The sequence below is a fragment of the Shewanella sp. KX20019 genome (assembly GCF_016757755.1).
Taxonomy (GTDB): Bacteria; Pseudomonadota; Gammaproteobacteria; order Enterobacterales; family Shewanellaceae; genus Shewanella.
Genome location: NZ_CP068437.1, coordinates 3,523,895 through 3,547,104, shown reverse-complemented (window position 1 = coordinate 3,547,104; position 23,210 = coordinate 3,523,895). Strand labels below are relative to the sequence as shown.

General features: G+C 44.2%; 14 protein-coding genes. 6 read left to right on the top strand and 8 right to left on the bottom strand.

The features are described from left to right. Positions 1–60: 60 nt before the first annotated feature. The 5 genes from JK628_RS15420 to JK628_RS15400 form a co-directional block, all read right to left on the bottom strand. On the bottom strand, positions 61–2,298 hold the full coding sequence (locus JK628_RS15420; RefSeq protein ID WP_202285562.1) for an acyl-CoA dehydrogenase: 2,238 nt from the start codon (positions 2,296–2,298) through the stop codon (positions 61–63). 285 nt (positions 2,299–2,583) lie between these two features. Continuing rightward, a complete protein-coding gene (locus JK628_RS15415; protein ID WP_202285560.1) occupies positions 2,584–3,087 on the bottom strand; it encodes a hypothetical protein in 504 nt (167 codons plus the stop codon). 299 nt (positions 3,088–3,386) lie between these two features. Further along, positions 3,387–3,713 carry a DUF3325 domain-containing protein gene (locus JK628_RS15410; protein ID WP_202285558.1) on the bottom strand — a complete coding sequence of 109 codons (327 nt, stop codon included), beginning with the start codon at positions 3,711–3,713 and terminating at the stop codon, positions 3,387–3,389. Position 3,714: 1 nt separating this feature from the next. Beyond that, positions 3,715–5,370, bottom strand: a complete 1,656-nt coding sequence (locus JK628_RS15405) for a PepSY-associated TM helix domain-containing protein (RefSeq protein ID WP_202285556.1) — start codon at positions 5,368–5,370, stop codon at positions 3,715–3,717. A gap of 2 nt (positions 5,371–5,372) precedes the next feature. After that, positions 5,373–5,672 (bottom strand): hypothetical protein, encoded by a 300-nt coding sequence (locus tag JK628_RS15400; protein WP_202285554.1) that lies wholly within the window; start codon positions 5,670–5,672, stop codon positions 5,373–5,375. A gap of 406 nt (positions 5,673–6,078) precedes the next feature. Here JK628_RS15400 and JK628_RS15395 point away from each other — a divergent pair, with 406 nt between their 5' ends. The 3 genes from JK628_RS15395 to hpf all read left to right on the top strand — a co-directional run bounded on the left by JK628_RS15395 (position 6,079) and on the right by hpf (position 14,201). Further along, positions 6,079–9,015: a TonB-dependent receptor gene (locus JK628_RS15395; protein ID WP_202285552.1), complete on the top strand. Its 2,937-nt coding sequence runs from the start codon at positions 6,079–6,081 to the stop codon at positions 9,013–9,015. A 113-nt stretch (positions 9,016–9,128) separates the two neighbouring features. Beyond that, a complete protein-coding gene (pulA, locus tag JK628_RS15390) occupies positions 9,129–13,463 on the top strand; it encodes a pullulanase-type alpha-1,6-glucosidase (protein ID WP_202285550.1) in 4,335 nt (1,444 codons plus the stop codon). Between the two features lie 381 nt (positions 13,464–13,844). Further along, positions 13,845–14,201, top strand: a complete 357-nt coding sequence (gene hpf, locus JK628_RS15385) for a ribosome hibernation-promoting factor, HPF/YfiA family (RefSeq protein WP_202285548.1) — start codon at positions 13,845–13,847, stop codon at positions 14,199–14,201. 147 nt (positions 14,202–14,348) lie between these two features. On the opposite strand, the gene JK628_RS15380 is transcribed toward hpf, so the two are convergent. From JK628_RS15380 to JK628_RS15370, 3 genes are all read right to left on the bottom strand, one after another. Beyond that, positions 14,349–16,283, bottom strand: a complete 1,935-nt coding sequence (locus JK628_RS15380; RefSeq protein ID WP_202285546.1) for a monovalent cation:proton antiporter-2 (CPA2) family protein — start codon at positions 16,281–16,283, stop codon at positions 14,349–14,351. Between the two features lie 2 nt (positions 16,284–16,285). Then, a complete protein-coding gene (locus JK628_RS15375) occupies positions 16,286–16,903 on the bottom strand; it encodes an NAD(P)H-dependent oxidoreductase (protein ID WP_202285544.1) in 618 nt (205 codons plus the stop codon). 183 nt (positions 16,904–17,086) lie between these two features. After that, positions 17,087–17,266: a carbon storage regulator gene (locus JK628_RS15370; RefSeq protein WP_202285542.1), complete on the bottom strand. Its 180-nt coding sequence runs from the start codon at positions 17,264–17,266 to the stop codon at positions 17,087–17,089. Between the two features lie 385 nt (positions 17,267–17,651). On the opposite strand from JK628_RS15370, the gene JK628_RS15365 reads away from it, so the two are divergent. From JK628_RS15365 to JK628_RS15355, 3 genes are all read left to right on the top strand, one after another. Next, complete coding sequence (locus tag JK628_RS15365) at positions 17,652–18,863, top strand: NnrS family protein (protein WP_202285540.1); 1,212 nt, start codon at positions 17,652–17,654, stop codon at positions 18,861–18,863. A 102-nt stretch (positions 18,864–18,965) separates the two neighbouring features. After that, positions 18,966–20,369 (top strand): ammonia-forming cytochrome c nitrite reductase subunit c552, encoded by a 1,404-nt coding sequence (locus JK628_RS15360; protein ID WP_202285538.1) that lies wholly within the window; start codon positions 18,966–18,968, stop codon positions 20,367–20,369. 616 nt (positions 20,370–20,985) lie between these two features. Continuing rightward, positions 20,986–23,205: a TonB-dependent hemoglobin/transferrin/lactoferrin family receptor gene (locus JK628_RS15355; protein WP_237524031.1), complete on the top strand. Its 2,220-nt coding sequence runs from the start codon at positions 20,986–20,988 to the stop codon at positions 23,203–23,205. The last annotated feature ends 5 nt before the right edge of the window (positions 23,206–23,210 follow it).

Below are 23,210 nucleotides of genomic sequence, written 5' to 3'. Positions count from 1 at the left end.
AAAAATGGCCGTTTTGCTTGCACAAAACGGCCATTTCTTATCTCAAAGCTACTGTGAAGTCTAGTTAGCGATTTTTAGATCGGCTTTATCAACGATGAGGTTCATATCAAAATCGAACTCATCGACACGGATCGCACGTTCACGCTTTAGGTTATAGTCCTGCAGCTGCTTGTGCTCACTGTCATTGATCACTTTGGCCTCAAGTGCCGCATCGAGTGTTAATGAGAACTTGATACCGGGCTTAAAGGTGCGTGCTCTAATGGCTTTCTTTACTTTAGCTAACAGTGGCAAACAATCCATCTTGGCTAGATAGGCTTGTTCATTGATATAGTTACCATCGCCAGCAACAGGCTTAACCAAGTGGGTTAGGTTCTTCTTAAACTCAGTATTTAACTGCGCTTGTTTAGCAAGTTCACGCACTAAATCGTCATTAATCTTCTGCATCTTAGGTGAATAAGTTACCGTAATAAGACGCATTAACTTACGTGTAGAAGATGATGGGAAGTTATCTAAGAAGTCTAATAGCGCTTTTTCGGCTTGGCATAGTGACCAACGAGTAGCGTAATGGAAGTATGGCGCCGCATCAGCACGTTGCTCAGCAGGTAGCTTTTGCTCGTAGTAACGAATTGATGCCATTGCCGCATAGAGATAGCTCATAACATCGCCTAAACGGGCCGATAGCATCTCTGCTTGCTTTAGCTTCCCGCCTAATACCAGTAGTGAGAAATCTGCATAAACGGCGAGTTTTGACGCTAGTTTATGCACCGATTGCTCATAGGGTTTAACTTCTGCAAGTTTAGAGTTTGCACCTGCGGTGAAAGGCAGCAATCCCAGTTTGAACGCGCGTAAACTGTTGCCGACACTGTAACCCACAGTCTTGCGTAAAATGCCATTGAATACTCTATCGGCTTGTTTGTCGTTTGAGTGGATAGACTCAACCATACTTTGTAAATATGGGTGACAACGCATAACGCCTTGACCGAAAATCATCAGATTTCGGGTAAGAATGTTGGCGCCTTCCACGGTAATGGCAATGGGCTGGGCAATATAACCCGAAGCCAAGGTATTTTGCGGGCCATTTTGAATCGCTTTACCCGCTTGAATATCCATAGCTGAATCGAGGACATCACGGCCGAGCTCTGTCATGTGGTACTTTGCAATTGCAGTCACAACCGACGGCTTTAAGCCTAGGCCTAAGCCTTCGGTAGTGAGTACTCGCATTGATTCCAGCAGGTATGTTTTACCGGCAATGTCAGCAAGTTTCTCTTGAATACCTTCAAATTTACCAATCGATAAACCAAATTGCTCACGTACTGCGGCGTACTCAGCCGATGATTTAAATGAACATTGGCCAACAGATACGCCTAATGCTGGCAGTGAAATACCGCGTCCAGCGCCGAGGCATGCAACGAGCATTGCCCAGCCGCGACCGATATTTTTCTGGCCACCAATGATGAAGTCCATTGGGATAAATACGTTTTCGCCACGAGTCGTACCGTTGTAGAAGTTCATCCCCATTGGGTCATGGCGATTACCTAGCTGCACGCCAGAATGAGATTTCGGGATCAACGCACAGGTTATTCCAAGACTTTCTTTACCGCCGAGTAATCCGTTTGGATCTTCGACTTTAAAGGCAAGACCTAGCACCGTTGCGATAGGGGCCAACGTGATATAGCGCTTGTCCCAGGTAACACTTAAACCGAGTACTTGTTCGCCCTCATATTCACCCATGGTCACGGTGCCCACATCAGGAATACCGCCAGCGTCAGAACCCGCTTCTGGGCTGGTTAGGGCAAAACAGGGGATCTCTTGGCCGTTAGCAAGGCGGGGTAACCAGTGATCTTGCTGTTGTGAGGTACCGTAATGCATCAACAACTCGCCAGGGCCTAATGAGTTAGGCACCATAACGGTAACTGCAACGGCAGAGCTTTTAGCGGCGATAGTACCAACAATGGTTGAGTTGGCGTAGGGGCTAAACTCAAGACCACCAAATGATTTTGGAATAATAAGAGAGAAGAATTTATTCTCTTTTAGAAAGTTAAGAATGTTTTCTGGTAGATGTGTACTGTGCTGTATTTCAAAGTCATCAACCATCTCTATTAAGGTTTGCACTGGACCATCTAGAAAGGCTTGTTCATCAGCAGATAAGGTTGCAACCGGAATATCGCGCAGAGCAGAAAAATCGGGAACACCTTGATAGATAGAACCCTCTAGCCATACATCACCAGCGTCGAGTGCCTCTTGCTCTGTGGTAGAGATGCTTGGTAGTACTTTTTTTAGTTTAGTTCTTATGCTCATTTTTATGCTCGTCCGACCAGAAGTGTGGCTCACATTACGTCACAAAATGGGTGCTAGATCAACTTTTCAAACGATAAATTTAAACACTTGTTTGGATTTTTGATCTGGATATCGAAATTAACTATAAAAGTTTCATAAGCTTACGCGTGTACGCTGGAATTGAATTATTTTTGTATTGTTATGAATTAATTGATTTAAATCAATTAATTCAGGTGTAAATGACTTGCAGTGAGGACTATAGGGCTTGTTTGCTAGATAGCGTTGGATAGCTGTACGAATCAGGTTCTAGCTGTAAACATTAATGCTTTGGCTAGTTTCTACATAGGTTTGCATTACTGCTACTTGTTGCTGTTGGGCTTTATTACTGACCACAGCTTCTCGTGCATCATCATTGTTAGATAGGTAATAAGCGGACGCTGGGGTGAGACTTTTACTGTTTGTTGCTACTCCGGCGATATCAGCATAAAACTGATATTGAGCCTTGGCCTTTTTATAATCGATGTAGTCATCAACTTTTTCACCTTCGTTCGGTAATTTTGGCTCTACAGGCAAGATCTCTGCTTCATTGGCTGCCGATGACGCTTTCTTAACAGCGCTATCTAACGCCGATAATTTAATTGCATTGTTAGACAATGTCACTGTATCGACAGGCACCGCTGGCGTGTTTGGTTGGGGTTTGCTGCTGTTGGCTAATTGCGACTGACTGCTAGCAGCACTTTGCGGTACATTTTGATTACTCAGTGGAGTGGACTGAGCCGCAACATTGGGTAGCGCTTGTGAAACTTGCATAAAACCTCAATCATCGAAATAAGCTTAATAGACAGTATTTTAAGCTATTAAAACTGAATGTGAACTGAACCAAAGGTAAACTGGTAAATTTACTAGCCGTCAGTGTAACAAACGGTGAAAGTTTGCGATTCTTTAGTGCTAGTTTTACGTTAATTATGTGAGCTGAAATGATGTTTGAGACTTTAGACGTTTGTTTCTGAGATAAGAATCAAGCCAACATCTAGGCTGTGCTTTGTGATACAGGCTAAGTACCAATAGCTTAATGATATAGCTATTGGTACTTAGCTGGATTGATAATGCTAAGAAATAGTAAGTAATGTCGTGCTAAATATTGCCGTTAAAGCCATAGCGTAGGGCATAAATTTGGCGCGATAACTCAAGGTCAAAATGACGAGCAGGGCAGATGCCGCAAGTACGCCAAAATAGCTGATGCTGCCATAAGCAATACCTTGCTCAACAGTGCAGCTCCAATAAGTTAACGCAAGCCCAATCCAGCCCGCGATAGACAAAGCACGGCTCAACTTATCGCTGGGCGCTTTGCCTAGAACATTTCGATGGTGGGAGAACATGGCCAACGCTAATAAGCAGAATGCGATGTAACTAAACCCCAATAAACTCAACATCATTTTATCGAGCCTCTTTTCTGGCAACGGTAGTGGTTGTGCTCAATATTGGCTCTTTCACGCCTTGAGGACGGATAATAGATCGGCGACCTTTAGGCTGCGCCATTTTGCCCGCTACCAGCTTGGTTCGTGCAAACAAAATGCTAACTCCTATCACCACGCACATGATGTCGAAACCTACTAAAGACCATTGAGATTGGTTAATGTTGCTCAGCAGATCACTATTTGAGGTCATTGCATTGAGCAGCGGTATCGCAATTAGGCTAGCGCCCGATAAGGCCAACACGTAACGCCATATTGGCAGTGTTCGTTTAATGCAGGCGATAACAGCAACAGCAGCTAATGCGATGAAAAAGCTATTAGCTTCCCATTGTGCGCGGTTGAGTATATCTAGCGGTAATAGCCTGTTTGCGTAGAAAAATGCGCTTGCAGCCAGAGGTAAACCTGCAATAAAAGTCAGGTTTAACCCTTCGACTAAGCGCAGTCCAACGCTGGCTCTCTTGCCCTGGTTGATCTGCTTATGTTGTTTCTGACGAATTTTATTTGCCCAGAGTAGGGTGCCAGTGGCAATCATGGCGCAACCCATGACGCCACAGATAAAGAAAAACAATCGTAATACCGGCTCAGAGAAACGACCAGTATGCAGTGCAATTAAGGTGTCGTGGGTATTCTGTGCGCCAGAGTCAGGCTCGAGTCCTTTACTCACAAGACTGCCATCTATAGCATTGAATATAATGGCGATCCTTCTGTCTGTTACCGCTTCAGCGGTATCTTTATAAATGTTGACTCGACTGTTTTTATCGCCTGGATTACTGACGACTACTTGCCTAATAGGGGTATTGCCCAGTAACTCACGAACCTGAGGCAGTAGCGAGGTTAGCGCAATGGTGTCTGCGGCTTCACCTACAGGCTTTACTTGCACGCGGCTTGGTCTTAATTCTTGGCTAAAAGCCTTTCTATCACCATCATAGGCAGTGATGACAGCCCATGGCATATACATGGCCATCAGGGTAACGAGTCCGGTATAGGTGATCATCAAGTGGTAAGGCAGAGCGAGCACTGAACTCACATTGTGAGCATCGAGCCAAGCTCGGCTGCCCTTGTTGCGTCTAAAACTAAAGAAGTCTTTGAAGATCCGTTTATGAATGACAATACCGCTGATCAATGCAATCAACATGAACATGGTACAGAAACCGACAATCCATCGCGCTATTTTGGCTGGCATGTAATGCAGATCAAAATGTAATCGATAGAAAAAGTTACCGCCTTTTGTTTGACGGATATCGGTGATGACTTGGTCCTGTTCTTGCGTTACAACATGCTCAACAAATTTACCACGACGCTGTCCCTCTTCTGGCTGGGTTTGCCAGCTGTAACTTAGATAGGGTTTGCGATCTGTTGGAAAATTGATACGCCAGTCACGGGCACCACTAGCGTGCTGATTGAGGTAGTTTTGGGCTCTATTAAGCACAGTTTCAACCTGACTGGCATCATAATCTTGAATTACATTTTGGTGTAGTTCAGGCTTAGCCCAAAGGCTAATATCATGGCGATAATAGCTCAGTGTTCCAGCGAAAAATATCAGCAAAAGTACCCAACAAACAAGCAAGCCAACCCAAGTGTGTAGCCATGTCATGCTACGGAAGAAATTCTCTTTCATTGTTAACTTACCAGCAAAATAATCAGATAAAAAAGGCCGCTCAAGGTGAGCAAGTCTCGCCAAGCTAGCTGGTGATGCCTAACGCTAAACACCCAAATTATTGCCGCAGCATAGATAGAAAATGACAGCATCATCGCGGTCAATGTGCTCTGAACCGGGGCAAGTGGCAGGATTATTGCGAGCAAGCCGCAGGCGGTTGCCGACAAAAGATAACCACCGAAGGTAGCGGCTAATGCTCGTGAGGTAATATTGAAAGCCTGCGAGTCAATCAAATGCTTGAAATTAGCGTTAAGTGAGACCACTGAGATTGCCACCTAGATGTTAGGCGTCACTAATGTTGCGCCTAATTCTTTATAAAAGAGGGCAATATTTTACATTAAAGCAGGCAATTGATAACTATTTTTATTCGTATTTAAGCGTAAAGATGACAATCTTGAGATACATGTCGCAAAACCCCTAGTGTATGCAAAACATCGGCAATAAGTATATTTGAGTTGCCAATGTTATTTTTAATCTTAATCAATAGCTTAACCCGTTTTAACCTCTTTTTATTGTTGCTTAAATGTTATGAATACGTATGCAGTCTGTTGTGGTTAAAATTCAACCTTGGCTAGTATGGCTGTTAAAAATAAGCCTAATGTCAGATTAGTCTGAGTCGTATATGAGGACATTGGGTAACTAAGAGTAGCAAGGCCAAGGGGAGATCCAATGTCACACTTTAAACCAAGTGTCCTTACATTAGCGCTAGCAACGGCTGGATTAGGTGGCGCTTTTTTAGCTCAGCCAGTATTAGCCGCTGAAGATGAAAAAGTGACTGCAGCCGTGGTGGTTGAGGACCGTAAAACCGCAACCAATGCAGAAGTTACCGTCGCTGAAGATCAAGAGATTGAACGTATTGAGGTGACGGGTTACAGCCGCAGCCTAATTGATTCTCTGAATCAAAAACGCTATGGCGATACCGTATCGGAGCAGCTCAGTAGCGATGACCTCGGTTCATTACCCGATGTATCAATGGCTGATGCACTTACACGCCTACCGGGTATTTCGGCGGTACGTACCGGAGGCCAAGCTGCAGAGATCAACATTCGTGGTATGTCCGGCGGCTTTGTGTTCTCGACATTGAACGGCAGAGAGCAAGTTTCTACCAGTGGTAGCCGTAGCATCGAGTTTGACCAATACCCATCAGAGTTAATCACTTCGGCAGCCGTTTACAAATCACCCAAAGCATCGCTAATTGAAGGCGGGGTGGCGGGTACCGTTGAGCTGGCGACGGCAAGTCCATTGGCGATTGATGAACAACACAGCTTCGTTGCTAACGTGCGCGGCATGTATAACGACCGTGCCAGTGAAGTTTATGGCGCTGAAGATTATGGTCATCGTTTGAGTTTTTCATATCAAGGAAAGTACTTAGATGACACCTTGGGCGTGGCATTGGGTTATGCCCGTTTAGAGCAACCTAGTGTCGCAACGCAATTTATTGGCTTAGCTTATAACGATCTTAAAGACGTCGATGGCCTTGCAAATGATAGCAATGGACCTGAAGGTACTGACGCGGCGAAAGAGTACATCAGCGAAGGCTTTGAGGTGCAGCATCTAGGCGGTGTCGAGACTCGTAATGGATACATGGGAGCGATTGAGTGGGCACCCAACGATACGTTTACCCTTAAAGCTGATGCCTTTGTATCTCGTTTTGACAGTGAGGCCTTTGCTCGAGGTTACCGAGTCAAATTAGGGGGGCCTAACGCTGCAGTAGCTAATCCGGTACTGGATGGCAATGCAGTCATTGGTGGAAACTTTAACCGCACTTCACAAAGCTATACGCGTGTTGAAATCGTTAATGATGATAACCAAGACTACGATGAAGTCGACAGCTTTGGTATTAACGGCACATGGCAGGCGACTGAGAATTTTAGTGCCGCTATCGATGTCTCTTATTCATCTGCAAAGAGCGACTTTAGAAACGGCTTGTTGTGGGCCAACTTGGCTGAAGATGCAACCATAGACACACCTGTATTTGATGAGAATGTGGCCATCAATTACCAGTTAAATGGTTTGGATCTCCCCAGTGTTGGTTTTAATCAAGCTGCAGCTTTTTCTAACATCGATAATGTGATGGTTAGTAAATATGGTATCTACCCATTTGTTAACGAAGACGAAGTTAAAGCCTACCGTTTAGACTTTAAATATGAGCTGGAAAATGATTACATCGCCTCGGTAGAGTTTGGTGCGCGGTACTCTGACAGAAGTTACTCCAATGACCGCTCAGTGTTTGAGTATGGTAACGATGGTGCATTCTCCACCACTGAGCCACCACTTAGATTGACCGATGATATGACGACAGTGGTGGACTGGGAGGGTGATTTTAGCTACTTCCCATCGTACCTAGCCATTGATTTGGATAAAGCGCTTGCGGCTTGGTTCCCTGATGGCACGCCACAGCCGGTACAAACATGGGGTAATGCCGATGGCGTTGATGATCCTAAAGGCTATACCAGTAACTATTCATGGTCAGTTTTACAAAGTGGAGAAGTGTTTGAGAAAATCCTAGCCGCTTATGTGATGGTCAACTTTGATATGGAATTGGGCGATCTGCCTATTACCGGTAATCTCGGGATCCGTCGTGTTGACACAGACCAATCGGCAACGCTACTTGAAAATGTAAAGGGCGATCCAACGTTAGGCGCGCAGTATATTGTTGATGGTGTTGGGATCATCAATAACTATTATGCTCCAACGATAAAGGGCATTGAATACACCGATTATCTCCCCTCTTTGAACCTGAACTTTAAGGTGACGGATAACTCTCAGGTCCGTTTTGCAGCAGCGAAAGTGATGTCTCGCCCACCGATTAACCGCTTGGCGGGTGATGCCAGTGCCACAGTAAGTGATGATGGCGTGATCAACGGTTCGAGTGAAAATAACCCATTTTTAAAACCATTCTATGCTGACCAATACGATATCTCCTATGAATATTATCTACCCGATGGGGCTATCGTTGCTGCGCTGTTTTATAAGGATATAGACTCATTCATTGAAAAATTAGCCATCGATAACTTTGATTTCGCTGGCAATGGTTTCAACGTACCTGACTCAATTGAAGATCCTGTCAGTGGTGAGCAAATTGAAACCACCAACGGTGTTTACACTACTGCCGTTAATAACAATAAAGGTGGTTACATCCGCGGCTTAGAGCTTGCTTACACACAAATATTTACCGCGCTACCTGATGGCCTAAATGGCCTTGGGGTGAACTTAAGTTACTCCTATACCGAAAGTGAGGTTGAAACGACCTCTACATTGGGGGGGGAAGAACAAACTCAGTCACTTCCCGGCCTGTCGAACAACGTTGCCAGTGCCACTTTGTTTTATTCATATGAAGGTTTTGCTACGCGAGTTAGCGCACGTTATCGAGATGAGTTTGTCTCTGAACAGGTCGCCATCAATAACCAAGTGGTCAATTTTGCCGCTGAAACGGTCGTTGATTATCAAGCGTCTTATCAAGTTAACGATGCGTTTGGGGTGTTATTCCAAGTCAATAACCTGACCGATGAACCAACCAAAAGCTACTTCGGCAATGAGAGTCAAACCGGCACCTTGCAGTACTTTGGCCGTGAGTTCTACTTCGGTATGACACTCACGCTGTAACGACAAGTTTTATCTAGAAAGAGCTTAATGAAGGCAAGTAGCGGCATCAATCCGAAATAAAAAGACCCAGCTTGCTTAATTCAACTATTAAATTAATTCAGGAGAAATCACTCATGTTGAGGATCTCTAATAATATAACGTTACTGGCATTGGCAATTAGTGCTGCTAGCTTAGCAGGTTGTGGTGGCGACTCATCTGAACCTGGTGCAGTGCTATTAACGTGCAATGTACCCATGGTGCCAGATGCTGCTGGTACTCGTTGTGTTGCGCCAGAGCCAATTAGTTGCCCTGCGCCAACAGTGCCAGATGACAATAATGAACAGTGTGTTGTGGGGGCAGATCCTACCCTGCCAGCGCCGGTGTTTACCCCAGCCGCAGATCAAAGTGTTATTTATTACAACAATGTGCAGGATGCTGACAATAGTGCTAACGATCCAGTTTACGACGGATATCGATTACACACTTGGAACAACGAAACCTGTGACGCATATGCTGCACCTTTCGATACCTCTGACTGGGCTAATGGCCATGAGTTTGATGGCATTGACCCCAACTACGGTGCCTATTGGATTGTAAATTTAAAAGAGGGTTATGGCGACTGCGGTAACTTTATTATCCATATTGGCACTGAAGGTTCAGGTAAGGCGCTTGGCGACGGCGATCTGAGCATGCCGTTGATGCAAGATGACGAGACATTTGTACGGATGAATTTCACCTTACATGGTGAGCCATCTGTGTTCGAATATCCGATTTTAAGCTTAGGCGTGCAGCCATTATCAATATCAGGAATGGGAGCCCATTGGCTGGATACTGAAACCATCATTTGGAACCAAGATGATGCCGAGATCAGCAGTGTTAAATTGCATTATGCCATTAACGGTGATTTAACCGTAGAAGCGGAGCCTGACCGTATTATTAATAGCGAGTCGGTAACATTGACTGCGGTTGAATTGAGTGATGCTCAAAAAGCCCTTGTGCCGCACATGGCGGGGTGGAAAGCATATAGCACTGACTTAACGGCGGAACAGGTAAAGGACATTGTTAAGGCTCAGTTAGTGGTCGCCGCCCACAATGGCGATGATGTTCCTGTTGCAGCGACGTTTGTGCAAGCGGCTAAAGTGCTCGATGCGCTTTATACTGCTGGTGAGAACGATGCCGACGAAGCAATGCTAGGGTTAGACTATAACGACAGCGGCATTACCGCTGCCGTTTGGGCACCAACAGCCCAAGCGCTTAAGCTTAATATCTACAATGCTGATAAGAGTTTGAATCGCAGCGAAGCGATGAATGTTGATACCATGACCGGCATTTGGTCTTACACTGGCGACATGAGTCTTGACCGTTTATTTTACCGTTTCGAAATCACTGTTTATCACCCGTTAACCAAGCAAATAGAGACGATTGAAGCCACTGACCCATATTCTGTGAATGTATCTACAAATGGCCGCTACAGTCAGTTTGTTAATCTAAACGATGATGATTTAAAACCAGAAGGTTGGGATGACCATCCGGTTGCAACCATCACTAATCCAGAAGATGCGGTAATTTATGAAGGGCACGTAAGGGACTTTAGTATTCGTGATGAAAGTACATCGGTTGAAAACCGCGGTAAGTACTTGGCATTTACTGAGGAGGGCACCGCCCCAGTTGAGCACCTTAAAAAACTGGTCGCCAACGGGTTAACGCATTTCCATGTGTTACCCGTTACCGACATCGCCAGCATTAATGAAGATAGTGCAGAGCGTATTGAGCTTACCGATACGTTAGCCATGTTATGCGACAAGATTGAAGATGCCGCAGATGCTTGTACAACCCAAGATAAGTCGGCCACAATCGAGACGATACTGGCTGATACTCTGTCTGGTTCTGCTGATGCCCAAGCAATTGTTGAAGCCATGCGCGAATTTGACGGCTTTAACTGGGGTTATGATCCACACCACTTTATGGCACCTGAAGGCAGCTATGCCAGTACGAGTGAAGGCGTAGCAAGAGTGGTTGAACTACGGGCAATGAATAAGTCATTACATGACATGGGTCTTAGAGTCGTGTTGGACGTGGTGTATAACCATACCAGCTCATCAGGACTTTGGGATAACTCTGTGCTCGACAAACTGGTACCAGGCTATTACCACCGTTATAACGAAGAATCGGGCCTTATTGAGCGTTCTACTTGTTGTGAAAACACGGCAACAGAACATCGCATGATGGATAAGTTCGTCAGCGACACTATGGTGGTCTTAGCTAAAGACTATGGTTTCGATAGCTTTAGATTTGACGTGATGGGGCACATGCCTAAGCAAAGTATCCTAAACGCTCGCTCCGCTGTGCAGGCTGTAGATCCAGATAACTACTTCTACGGTGAAGGCTGGAACTTTGGCGAAGTGGCCGACAACCGCTTATTTGAACAAGCCACTCAAGCCAATATGGCAGGCAGTGAAGTGGGTACCTTTAACGACCGGATCAGAGAGAGTGTCCGCAGTGGCAACCTCTTCAAAGTCGATGCGTCCGATGATGCACTGCGTGATCAAGATACCTTGCGCCTATCGATGGCTGGCAATCTGCAAAACTATATCCTCAAAGACTTCAATGGCAACTCAGCCAAGGGCAGCAGCTATAGCTGGAACAGCCAACCGACGGCTTACACCTTAGATCCAGCTGATAGCATTAACTATGTCTCTAAGCATGATAACGAAACACTGTGGGATAACTTGCAGTATAAAAATCCAATTGGCATGAGTTTAGCGGAGCGTGTGCGAGTACAAAATATCGCCATAACACTGCCACTGCTGAGCCAAGGGATCCCATTCCTACAGATGGGTGCTGATCTGCTTAGATCAAAATCAATGGACAGAAACAGTTATGACTCCGGTGACTGGTTTAACTGGGTCGACTTTACTAAAAGCAGCCATAACTGGAATGTTGGTCTGCCACGTGAGCAAGACAACGGCATTAAGTGGGACGAGATCGCGGGCATTTCTGCCAATCCAAATGCGGCGGCCTCAATGTCAGAAATTGAGATGGCCTCTAACGTCTTTAATGAGTTCTTAACGATTCGTAGTCATAGCCCATTATTTAGGTTAACCACAGCTGCTGAAATTATCGAACGTGTTGGTTTTCACAATGTGGGCAAGCGTCAAACTCAAGGTGTGATTGTGATGAGTCTTGATGACGGCGCAGGTTTAGCCGACTTAGACTCGTCTGTGGATGCACTCGTCGTGATGATTAATGCCAGTGCAAATGAAGTGAGTCATACGATCCCTACAGCGGCTGGCTTTGAGCTACACCCGACATTGATAGCGTCTGTTGATTCTATGGTTGCCAGCGCAAGTTTTAATGCAGGAGAGGGCGAGGGAAGTTTCACTGTTCCAGCTTTCACCACTGCGGTTTTTGTCAAGCCTCAAGGTGATACTCAGGGAGTGGGGTTGCTTGCTAATGCAACCGTTGGAGCTCCTGATGTTGTGCCGTTTGGTAGCACTGGAGTGTTTGTTCGTGGCGGAATGAATGACTGGGGGGAAACCGACCTGTTCACCTATGTTGGTGATGGGGAATACCGCATCGCGATTACATTAGCGGCTGGAGATTATGAATTTAAAATCGCATCTGCTGACTGGAGTAGTGTTGATTTTGGTGGTTTATCAGCAAGCGAAGCGCAAGTTGAAGAAAATGTCGATGAGTCATTAACGCGTTCAGGTGCAAATCTACACTTTAACGCAGCAATTGATGCAACATATGTGTTCTCGTTTAATGCAGCTGATAAAGAAGCGCCTGTGCTTAATATCTATAACGAAGAGCCGTTTGTTGGTACCGAGGTATTTGTACGGGGTGCTATGAATGGTTGGGGCACTGATGATGCATTTACCTATATGGGCGGAGGCGTTTATCGCGCCGATATTTCATTAGCAGCGGGCAGCCATGAGTTTAAAGTTGCTTCAGATGACTGGTCTACAGTTGATTATGGTTCTGCTGAATCCGACGCAGCCGTTACGCTAGATGTTGCCGAACTGCTGGCAATCAGTGGTGCTAACATGACATTCGAAGCTGACGAAGCAACGTCTTATGCTTTTGTTTTTGATGCATCAAACCGAGATGAAATTACCTTAGCCATTTTTAAAGCGGATATGTTTGCAGGCAATACCGTGTATGTTCGTGGCGGAATGAATGGTTGGGGTGAGGTCGATGCATTTAGCTATCAAGGCATGTCAGTCTACACTGTCGATATCGCACTTGAGGTTGGTGACAATGAGTTCAAGGTCGCGACTGGAGATTGGTCTACGGTAGATTTAGGTGCGGCAACAGAGCAAGAGGATATCTCACTGGATATGGTACAAACGCTCGCTTCTAAAGGCGCAAACATGCATCTTGATGTGACTGAAGCTGGCACTTATCGATTTACCCTGACAGGCCCAGATCCTAAGGCGCCAAAATTGAGTGTAAACAAAGTAAATTAAGCAGAGTGTTTGCGCTAAGTTATTGATGTCTTAATAAGCAATAAATATATTTAAATTTTTTTGCTAAAAGCGTGATAAAAACCCAGCTAAAACTGGGTTTTTTGTCTAAATTTGTAGAAGGTAATTAAGCGCGCGACTGATTGCTTTGTGGTGCGTGAGTCAGTAATTACTCAGTTAGTATATGTTTTAACCATAGCTAAATGACAAATTTATGAAAAACTGAAAATATTATTTTTTTTACTTTACCGATGGACACTGGGCTACAGCGGTGCATGTGTTTTTTGTGAGCAATTGTTAAGATAAATTTTTATTAATAAAGCTTGTAATTTGGCGCGCTAACCCCAAGTGTATTAAGAGAAGTCATTGTAAAAAGGAAAACCTATGAAAATAAATCTTTCTGGTCACCACGTTGATGTTACTGATGTTGTTAGGCAGCATGTCCAAGAGAAGTTTTCGAAGATAGAGAGTCATTTTCCAACCCTGATCGCACTCGATATTATTATTTCTAAAGAGCATAGCGAATTCCAGGTTGAAATTAGAACCAATTACGAGGGAAGTCGAATATCATCGTCTGGTAATGACGCTGTGATGTATCCAGCAATTACCAGCGCCGCTAAAAAACTCGATGCGGCACTAAAGCATCGTAAAGGCCAACTAAAGGCTGATCTACATTCAAAGCCGATTGTTACTACTCCTGAGATAGCTCATGAAAAAGTTCAAGAGATGAACTTAAGCTAACGGAGCCGTCTTCAGGTAGGATGGGTATATCGCCCTCGCAGCTAAAAATAATTAGCGCGAGGGCTTTTTTATATCTTACATTTCTATAGAACTCATTAAATTGATATTAGATTTTGGGCTGCCTAATGGTAAAGGTATTAGGCAACTCTACGCCTCATCAGCCTCAGATTTTGAAAATACGGTATGATTTTCTTTAGGTGGTGGCGTCCAGCCACGCTCCATTTTTGAAAAGCTGCGATAGCGCTCATCCTTCATCGCTGCGCTTAGTGTCTCTTCCAATTGCATGAACATGTCGCGGTAATGGACTAAATGTTTATCATCCTCTGCAAACATTTTCCAAGACTCGTAGAGAGTATCTTTATGGGCCATCTCTGTCTCAAAAAATATCGCTCGTTGCTGCTCAGCCTTAAATGGATGAACCCCAAGTTTAGTTAATGCGTGTTTACCCAGTTGCAGTGCGGAGTGAAAGGTCTCACTGACCATGAAATCGGCACCCGCTTTACGCAGTCGATATAGACTACTTCTATCAAATGCTCTGGCGAGAACAATAACGTTAGGGTAGGTGTGTTTTATGTATTCGGTGAGCTCGACCGCTCGGTCTGGATTATCGATGGCTATGACTAACATCTTGGCTTCCGCTATACCTGCTGTATGCAATAAGTCGGGTTGCGTCGCGTCGCCATAAAAACTTTTGGTGTTAATCTTCCTGAGGTTTTCAACTTGCTGAGCCTCATGATCTAGCACGACAGTTTTAAAGCCATTGGTTACTAAAAGGCGATTGACTATTTGACCAAATCGGCCTACACCGGCAATGATGACCGTGCCTTTTTCATCGATAACATCAGGCTCACGGGTGTTTTCTGTTTGCTCGTAGCGAGGTAAAATAACTTTATCAAACAGAATAAACAGTCCAGGGGTGAGGAACATCGAAATTGCCACCACTAGAGAGAGTATTTGTGCTAAATCGACCGGAATAACATGATTCTGTACGGTATAGCTTAACAGTACAAATCCAAACTCGCCGGCTTGTGCAAGGCTTAGAGCAAACAACCAACGGTCGCTATTTTTGATCTTAAATATCATCGCCAACAGCAGTAACACCATCGCCTTAATGAAAATAACACCTAAGGTCATCGCCATGACTGGACCTGCATTGCTGGCAAGAACCTCAAAATTGATACCTGCCCCCACAGTGATAAAAAACAGGCCGAGCAATAAACCCTTAAACGGTTCGATCACAGACTCAAGTTCATGCCTAAATTCACTGTTAGCCAACACTACCCCAGCTAAGAAGGTGCCTAAGGCCGGAGATAGCCCCACAAGGCTCATCAGCGCCGCAATACCTATGACCAACATTAAAGCTGCTGCAGTGAAAATCTCTCGTAATTTAGAGCTTGCAACGTAACGAAATAATGGTCGGCTTAAGTAATGTCCACCGACAACGACAATGGCTATTGCGAGTAATACCACAATGCCATAGGCCCAACCAGGGAGCCCTGCAACTAAAGATATCTCTTCATGTTTCTGAGCGGCAGTTGCTGCGGCTGATTGTGCTTTTTCAATGAGCTCTGGCAGAGCAAGTAGTGGGATCAACGCCAACATAGGGATGACGGCGATATCTTGAAATAGTAGAACAGAGAATGCGTTTTTCCCGCCTTCTGTTTTAGTCAGGTTCTTTTCATTGAAGGTTTGCAGCACAATCGCGGTTGAGGACAGTGAAAAAACCATACCAACCGTAAGCGCAATACTCCAATTAAAACCAAAGGCGAATGCAATGCCCATCACCACTATTGTAGAGAGTCCAACTTGAAGCCCCCCTAGACCTATGAGCTTATGGCGCATATTCCACAGCATGCGAGGTTCTAACTCTAAGCCCACCAGAAATAGCATCATCACTACGCCAAATTCGGCAAAGTGCTGCAAGGTACTTGTTTCACTGCCGACTAAGCCTGCTATTGGTCCAATAACAACACCGGCAATCAAATACCCTAGTACAGACCCCAAACCTAGACGTTTAGCAAGAGGTACTGCTATCACTGCGGCCGATAAGTAGATAAAAGCTTGTATAAAATAAGCGGTCATTATCAGTCCTTTATCAAGATGTTAAGGTTTTCATTCAGCTTTTGGAGTGTTTTTGCTTGTGCAATATCTAGAGTATTATTACTTAGCGCTAATAAGATCCTTTTCCAATCAGTGATATGCGATTGCAGACGGTTTTCTTCAAAAGCACTGCGGGCACAAAATAGTGCAAAAGGTGCAAGGTAAGTCATACCAGTAAGGCATGCTGTTTGCTCTAAGGGATGAAGTAACTCTCTTAATGTAAAGTGGTTGTAACCATCAGCCTGATAGGCTGTTTCACTTCCACCTGCACTAATGGCGCACATAAAGGTTTTCCCCTCCAAGGCATTACCGTTTGCTCCGTAGGCAAAGTCATATTCGAGTACCAGATCTTGCCACTCTTTTAAAATTGCAGGTGTGGAGTACCAGTAAAGTGGAAACATAAAGATGATGACATCATGGTCTCGAAGCTGTTGCTGCTCTTTATCTACGTTGATCCTAAATGTGGGGTATTCAGCATATAGATCAATCGCGGTCACATTTTCTTGTTGTTGGGTGGCGCGAAATAGCGGTTTATTGATCTCCGAACGCTCTTGCGAGGGGTGAGCGTAGAGTACCAGGATCCTTTTTGTTGTATCAGCCATTGTTTGTCCAATTTAATCATCCTAACTATCTGTTATTTAATTTAGCACAGAGAACTAGATGCATTAACAAACTTTGAATGCACATTGAAACTAAAGCTATTTTTTCACACTTGTACGAATGCATAGGGGCGTTAGCCCTGAGCTATATTGATGGGGATATACAAGAGGTTTGGCCTATCACCATCAATCTCGCTCGGTTTCTAGGGTTTCTGCTCGAACGATATCAATGGATTTATCTGCTTTCACCCCTATACGGTTATCTTTAAAGATATTGATCTCTATTTCACCTAACGAGTTGCCATATTCATCGTAAATATTACTGAGAATAATTGCACTGTTCACTGAACGGGTCAGAATTAACATAATACATCCTTGTATTTGAACTGCTGCCCCTAGTCTAGACTAATATTTAAACTAAGGAGGCTCAGCAGAAAGGCTTATTTGTTCCTTTGGGCTGCTAAAGTTCGTTTTTCTCGTCGCTTTTATTAATGAAAACCGCAAGCTAAAGGCGTTTTTTCATCATGGATTTATTTGACCAAGCAAGGATTAGACCGGTTATCTCGAGTTAAGCGCTTATCAACTTCGAAATTGTACCCCTAAAGGAATAATTAAATAAGAGAGATAACTACAGAGTTCACAGAAGCAAAAAACAGTATAGATATCAATTGTTATCAATTTTTTTGGCCGATACACTGAAGGTATTACATAAGATACATATAAAATGCTTTTTTAAAGATAAGGCAAAGTGATGTTAAATATCGATGATCCCGCCGCAACAGAAAAAATCCCCGCCCTGTTTAGGTTAGGTTTTAGACCCTTTTTTCTGGGAGGGGCCTTGGTGGCTATGCTGTTTGTCCCGCTTTGGCTACTGACATGGTTTTTCCCTGAGCTGAGTTTATTTCAGACCGACTTTTGGGTAAAAGTGGTGCCGCTATGGTGGCACCCCCATGAGATGTTGTTTGGCTTTGCGCTGGCAATCGTGTGTGGTTTTTTGCTGACATCGGTGCAGACCTGGACAAATCAACCTGGGATGAAAGGCTGGGCATTGGCATTTACCTTTGGCTGTTGGTTGACAGCGCGACTGATGTTGCTATTACCTGTTTCAATTCCACTGTGGATGCCAGCCATATTTGACTCACTATTTTTAGGACTCACAGCATTAAAGCTCTGGCGTTGTGTCTATAAAGTTAAACAATGGCACAATATTGGCTTTCCCATCATGCTGGTGGCAGCTTTATCGATAAACCTACTTAGTTATTATGCGTTAAGTAGCAGAGACTTCTCGCTTAGCCTACAGATATGGCAAGCGATGATATGGTGGTTAGGCTTACTTATCACGATAGTGGGCGGGCGAGTTATTCCGTTTTTTACTGCAATAAGAATTAAGCAAACCAAGCCTACACCAATCGCTATGATTGAAAAAAGCCTTATTGTCGTTATGGTTGCATTGGTTATTCAAGCCATTAGTAAAGTGTTACCGTTGGCGGTTGAGCAAGCTCTATTGCTTATCGCCGGAGTGCTACACCTTGTTCGTTGGTTACGCTGGTTTCCTCACAAAACCCTTAAAGAACCTATGCTGTGGTCTTTACACATAGCGTATCTCTTTTTGCCAATAACCCTGTTAGCGCTAGCTGCAAACATTCATGACACTATGGTATACCGTCATTTGATCCATCTATTTGCTATCGGTACTTTAGCGGGTATTTGCTTGTCGATGATTTCAAGAGTATCGCTTGGCCACACTAGCCGAAATATCTATGAAGGTCCGAATATGACGGTTGCCTTTTTATGTATTCCTATCGCAGCAATATTAAGAGCATTGATGCCAATCATTGCGCCCGAGCAATACCAATTGTGGCTGTGGATGGCAGGCGCATTTTGGTCTTTAGCGTTTGCTATGTTTGTGGTGAACTATGCTTCAATTCTGTCAAAACCACGAATCGATGGACGTCCAGGTTAGGGCTGTTATTTAAAATATGATTGATCCCCAAATTACCTCAAGATGCAGAATTTAGAAGTGGCTTGGGTATATAACTGTTAATTAAGGTAAGTAGAGAATTAGATGAGTGTAAAAATATTAGCTAAAGTGGTCAGTGCTTTTTTGTTTGTGTCTTTGACTAGCGTTGCTAGTTTAGCGCAAGCTTCAGAGCCGAGTGTTGCAGCAAAAGAGCAAGCTGCGCGTGATGCGAGTTTAAAAGAGAAGTTTCCAGTGCAGTATAAAAGCTGGCTAGAAACCTCGGAGCAAACAGAGCGCGAAGATATGTTAGCTAGTTATCCAGCCGCTATCATCTTGTGGGCAGGATCTTCGTTTGCCAAAGAGTATCATAGCCCTCGTGGTCACCATTTTGCAGTCGCGGATGTGACACATACTTTGCGCACTGGTGTGCCGCCTAAAGCGGGTGACAAAGGTTTATCAGCCAGTTGCTGGACCTGTAAAACACCTGATGCTCCGCGATTAATGAATGAGCTCGGTACCGAAGGCTTCTCTGCGAAAAATTTTACTGAGTTAGGCACTGAAGTGAATAGCGTAGTGTATTGCACTGATTGTCATGTTGATGGCAAGGCTGAATTGGCCTTACCCCGCCCTCATGCTCAGGATGCGATGGCGAAAGTGCATCTTCCTTTTGAAAAGCAAGATAACAACATGAAAGGCGCCCAAGTGTGTGGCCAGTGCCATGTGACTTACTATTTTCAGCCAGAGCGCAGTAACAAAGTAAATATCCCTTGGATTTTTGGTAACAGTGTTGACGATATAGAGAAGTACTACGATACCCGTCGTTTTTACGAGTGGATCCATCCTATTTCTCAAACCCCGATCTTAAAAGCACGTCATCCAGAGTTTGAACACTGGAGCAGCAGTAAACATGCTGACGCTGGGGTGACTTGTATTACTTGTCACATGCCTGAAACTAAAGATGAGCAAGGCAATACGTTTACCAGTCATAAAGTGAGTAAGGCGCTGGACCATTTTGATGAGGTTTGTCAAAGCTGTCACAAGAGCGAGCAAAAAATTGTCAGCGCACTTGAGAGTAACAAAACAACGATTAATGCTAAGGCACGTGAAGTTGAAGGCTTATTGGTAAAAGCGCATTACGAAGCTGCTGCTGCGTGGGATGCTGGTGGAACTTGGCCGCAAATGAACGACGCTATAATGGCTATTCGTCATTCGCAATGGCGTTGGGATTTCGCTATGGCATCTCATGGTTTATACGCCCATAACCCAGAATTGGGCAATACATTGCTTGATACTTCACTTGAGCAAGTTAAATATGCGCGCCATTTACTCGATGAAATCCTCAAGAAGTTTGCTGTAAAGAGTGTCAGTTACCCTGATATTAGCTCGAAAGCAGCAGCCCATGCCGCCGTTGGTATTGAGCTTGAAAAGCTAACGGAAGCGAAGAAACAGTTTATCAAAGAGGACGTTGATAAGAATTGGTCTGAAGTGAGCCGCCACGGTTATGAGTAGAACGTCACTGGTTAAGATTTGATCCATTTAAAAGTCAGCTTAAGTAAGCTAATGCTACTCGGATAAGCATTAATGCTTATACATAAGTGGATATCTAGAGCACTGAACGTAGATACGTTCGGTGCTTTATTTTATCTGGAAGAATAAAGTACTTTATTTTGGCTTGCATTATCTCTCTTAAATTCCACCCTTAGGCTTTTGATAAGCGATGAAATGGGCATCTCAATGAGTTAATCATTATTGGCAAACTTTTCGGCTACCTCAAAGCGCATCTCCTATTTTAATGGAGTTCCCCAGCGCTACTGCACCCAATTCCATTCTGGTTGCAATCGAGATACGGCTAGCTAATCGAAGCTGTGAATCACGGCTTTCACACCATCGGTCACTCTGCATTACTTTGATACAATTGTTACTGCGGCGATTGTCTGGCATTGCGTTTTGTATACAAGTTAAGTATCTGTATTATCTAAGTTAAACAACTAGATAGGTGACAATGATTACAACTTATAACTGTTTTAATATTGAGATCATGATCGCTTTGTAAATATTTCTTCATGATAGAATCCCGCCCATAAAGAAATGAGATTAGTTCCTATTAAGATTTAAAAGGGTGTCAATGATGAAGCAGCTTTCGGTTAAATTACTTAGCGCAGCTATTGCTGCAGCCCTAGCTCCACAGGCTATAGCGGAGGAGGCCCTAAATAAAGAGTCTAATTTTCATGAAATTATCGTGATCTCTGGCTCTAGAATGGAGCAAACATTAGATCAGGTTGCAGGATCGGTTGTGGTTATCGACGAAGAAGCGATCGCCCGCAATATGAGCACCGATTTTTCGACCTTATTTAGAACAGAAGCTGCTGTTGATGTAAAAGGCGGTGCGGGTAAACCAAGTTCGGTCACTATTCGTGGTATCGGTGGAAACCGGGTGATGATGGTGAAAGATGGGGTACGTGTAAACAGTCAGTACGCTTCACCATTGGGTCCTGGGGCTGAGGGAACTGGGCGTGGCTTGACTGAGGTGGAAGGGCTTAAGCAAGTCGAGGTGCTAAAAGCGGCAGCTTCGACTATGTATGGCTCAGATGCCTTAGGTGGCGTACTTGTGATGACCTCTAAAGATGCTGATGATTATCTGAGAGGTGATGACGTGTACTTCTCTGCAAATGCTGGCTATACCGGTATGAACGATGAATACTCAGGCGGTTTTACGGCGGCTTTTTCCGCTGGAGATTTTGATAATTTAGTCAGTTATCAACGTCGCTACGGTGAAGAGCAGCAAAACTATGATGAAACACTGCCGTTAAGCGATCTGATAACCGATAGTATGCTGGTTAAGAGCAAATATCATTTTAACGAGCACACCAATATACAGCTAACAGTTGATTATATGAATCAGCAGATGGAACGCTGGGAGGATGACCTAGAGGATAAACAGTCAATAGATTATGATCGACAAACTCAGGCATTAAACACCTCTTTGAGACTGCGTTCTGATAAGGACCGAGTCATTCATGATAGTGTCGATTTTGTACTTTATTACGGTAAAACAGACCAATCTGAAGATCGCCAATATTATGATGGTAGCCAAGGCTATGAGCGTGATATCTATGAACAGCGAGACTATCAATTTGCTGAATATCGGGTCGGTTTTGCCAGTACATTTAGTAAAGCCATCGAGCTAACTAGCCACAGCCATAACCTTATTTATGGATTGGATATTGAGCAGTCAGAGATGAGCCGTCCAAGAGATTATCAAGTCAAAGATAACAGTGGCAATTGGCTCCCCTCTGACACGGATACCTTCTCTTTTGCTGATACAGAAAGTCTACGCGTTGGTGCATTTATACAAGATGATATTACCTTCTACCAAGGCAAGCTTAATGCCATATTAGGCCTACGTTACGATTACTATGAAAACACCCCAGATCAACAACAAGCTGAAGATACAGGTCGTGATCCTGAAGATTTTGCGGCGATGACAGGTGATTTTTGGTCACCAAAGTTAGGTCTGGTGTACCACATTACTGATAACCTTAACGTGTATAGCCAGTATGCTTATGGATATAAGATGCCGACCCCTGATCAGAAGTGGGGTGAGATGGAGATTAAAGATGGCAAGATGCCATTCCCGGTTAAGATCAATGCCAACTATGACTTAGAGTCTGAGTCTAGCCACACTATTGAACTTGGTATTCGTGGTCATCACGGTGATACCCAGTATGAGTTTACGACTTTCTATACACAGGCTAATGACTACATCGATTGGGAGTTTGTTGGTTGCGGCGCTAGTTCATGCTTTGGCATGCCTAATGTACTCGAATACCGCTATATCAACTATGACAAAGTGACCCTATACGGCGCAGAAGCCTCCTTCAGCCAGTGGTTAAACGATGATATCGAAATTTGGGGCAATATTGCTTATACCCATGGGGAAGATCAAAACGGTGATTACCTCAACTCAGTGAGCCCGCTGAAAGGTAATGTCGGTATCAACTATTACACTGAAATTGCAAGTAAAGAGCTGGATTTCGGTATGACAGTACGCTTCTCCGATAATATGGATAGAACCACAGATCTCACCATCTTTCCGGTAGGTGATGGTTTCAATGAGGTTTATAACACCGCTGGCTATGCAATATTCGATCTTACTGCCAACCTAATCATCAGTGATAGCTGGAATCTACGTGCGGGTGTTTATAACCTGTTTGATACCGAGTATATCGAGTATGCGGATGTTGCCGGCCAGTCTAAATACCTGATGTCTAACCTAGGGGTAACTGAAGAGACTTATAGCCAGCCGGGTCGCTACTTCAACGTCAAATTAAACTATCAGTTTTAATCCCC

Coding starts and splice junctions, on each gene's coding strand:
- JK628_RS15380 (WP_202285546.1), bottom strand. CDS start 16,283: ATGACCGCTTATTTTATACAAGCTTTTATCTACTTATCGGCCGCAGTG.
- JK628_RS15415 (WP_202285560.1), bottom strand. CDS start 3,087: ATGCAAGTTTCACAAGCGCTACCCAATGTTGCGGCTCAGTCCACTCCA.
- JK628_RS15420 (WP_202285562.1), bottom strand. CDS start 2,298: ATGAGCATAAGAACTAAACTAAAAAAAGTACTACCAAGCATCTCTACC.
- JK628_RS15405 (WP_202285556.1), bottom strand. CDS start 5,370: ATGAAAGAGAATTTCTTCCGTAGCATGACATGGCTACACACTTGGGTT.
- JK628_RS15375 (WP_202285544.1), bottom strand. CDS start 16,903: ATGGCTGATACAACAAAAAGGATCCTGGTACTCTACGCTCACCCCTCG.
- JK628_RS15410 (WP_202285558.1), bottom strand. CDS start 3,713: ATGATGTTGAGTTTATTGGGGTTTAGTTACATCGCATTCTGCTTATTA.
- JK628_RS15370 (WP_202285542.1), bottom strand. CDS start 17,266: ATGTTAATTCTGACCCGTTCAGTGAACAGTGCAATTATTCTCAGTAAT.
- JK628_RS15365 (WP_202285540.1), top strand. CDS start 17,652: ATGTTAAATATCGATGATCCCGCCGCAACAGAAAAAATCCCCGCCCTG.
- JK628_RS15355 (WP_237524031.1), top strand. CDS start 20,986: ATGATGAAGCAGCTTTCGGTTAAATTACTTAGCGCAGCTATTGCTGCA.
- pulA (WP_202285550.1), top strand. CDS start 9,129: ATGTTGAGGATCTCTAATAATATAACGTTACTGGCATTGGCAATTAGT.
- JK628_RS15360 (WP_202285538.1), top strand. CDS start 18,966: ATGAGTGTAAAAATATTAGCTAAAGTGGTCAGTGCTTTTTTGTTTGTG.
- JK628_RS15395 (WP_202285552.1), top strand. CDS start 6,079: ATGTCACACTTTAAACCAAGTGTCCTTACATTAGCGCTAGCAACGGCT.
- hpf (WP_202285548.1), top strand. CDS start 13,845: ATGAAAATAAATCTTTCTGGTCACCACGTTGATGTTACTGATGTTGTT.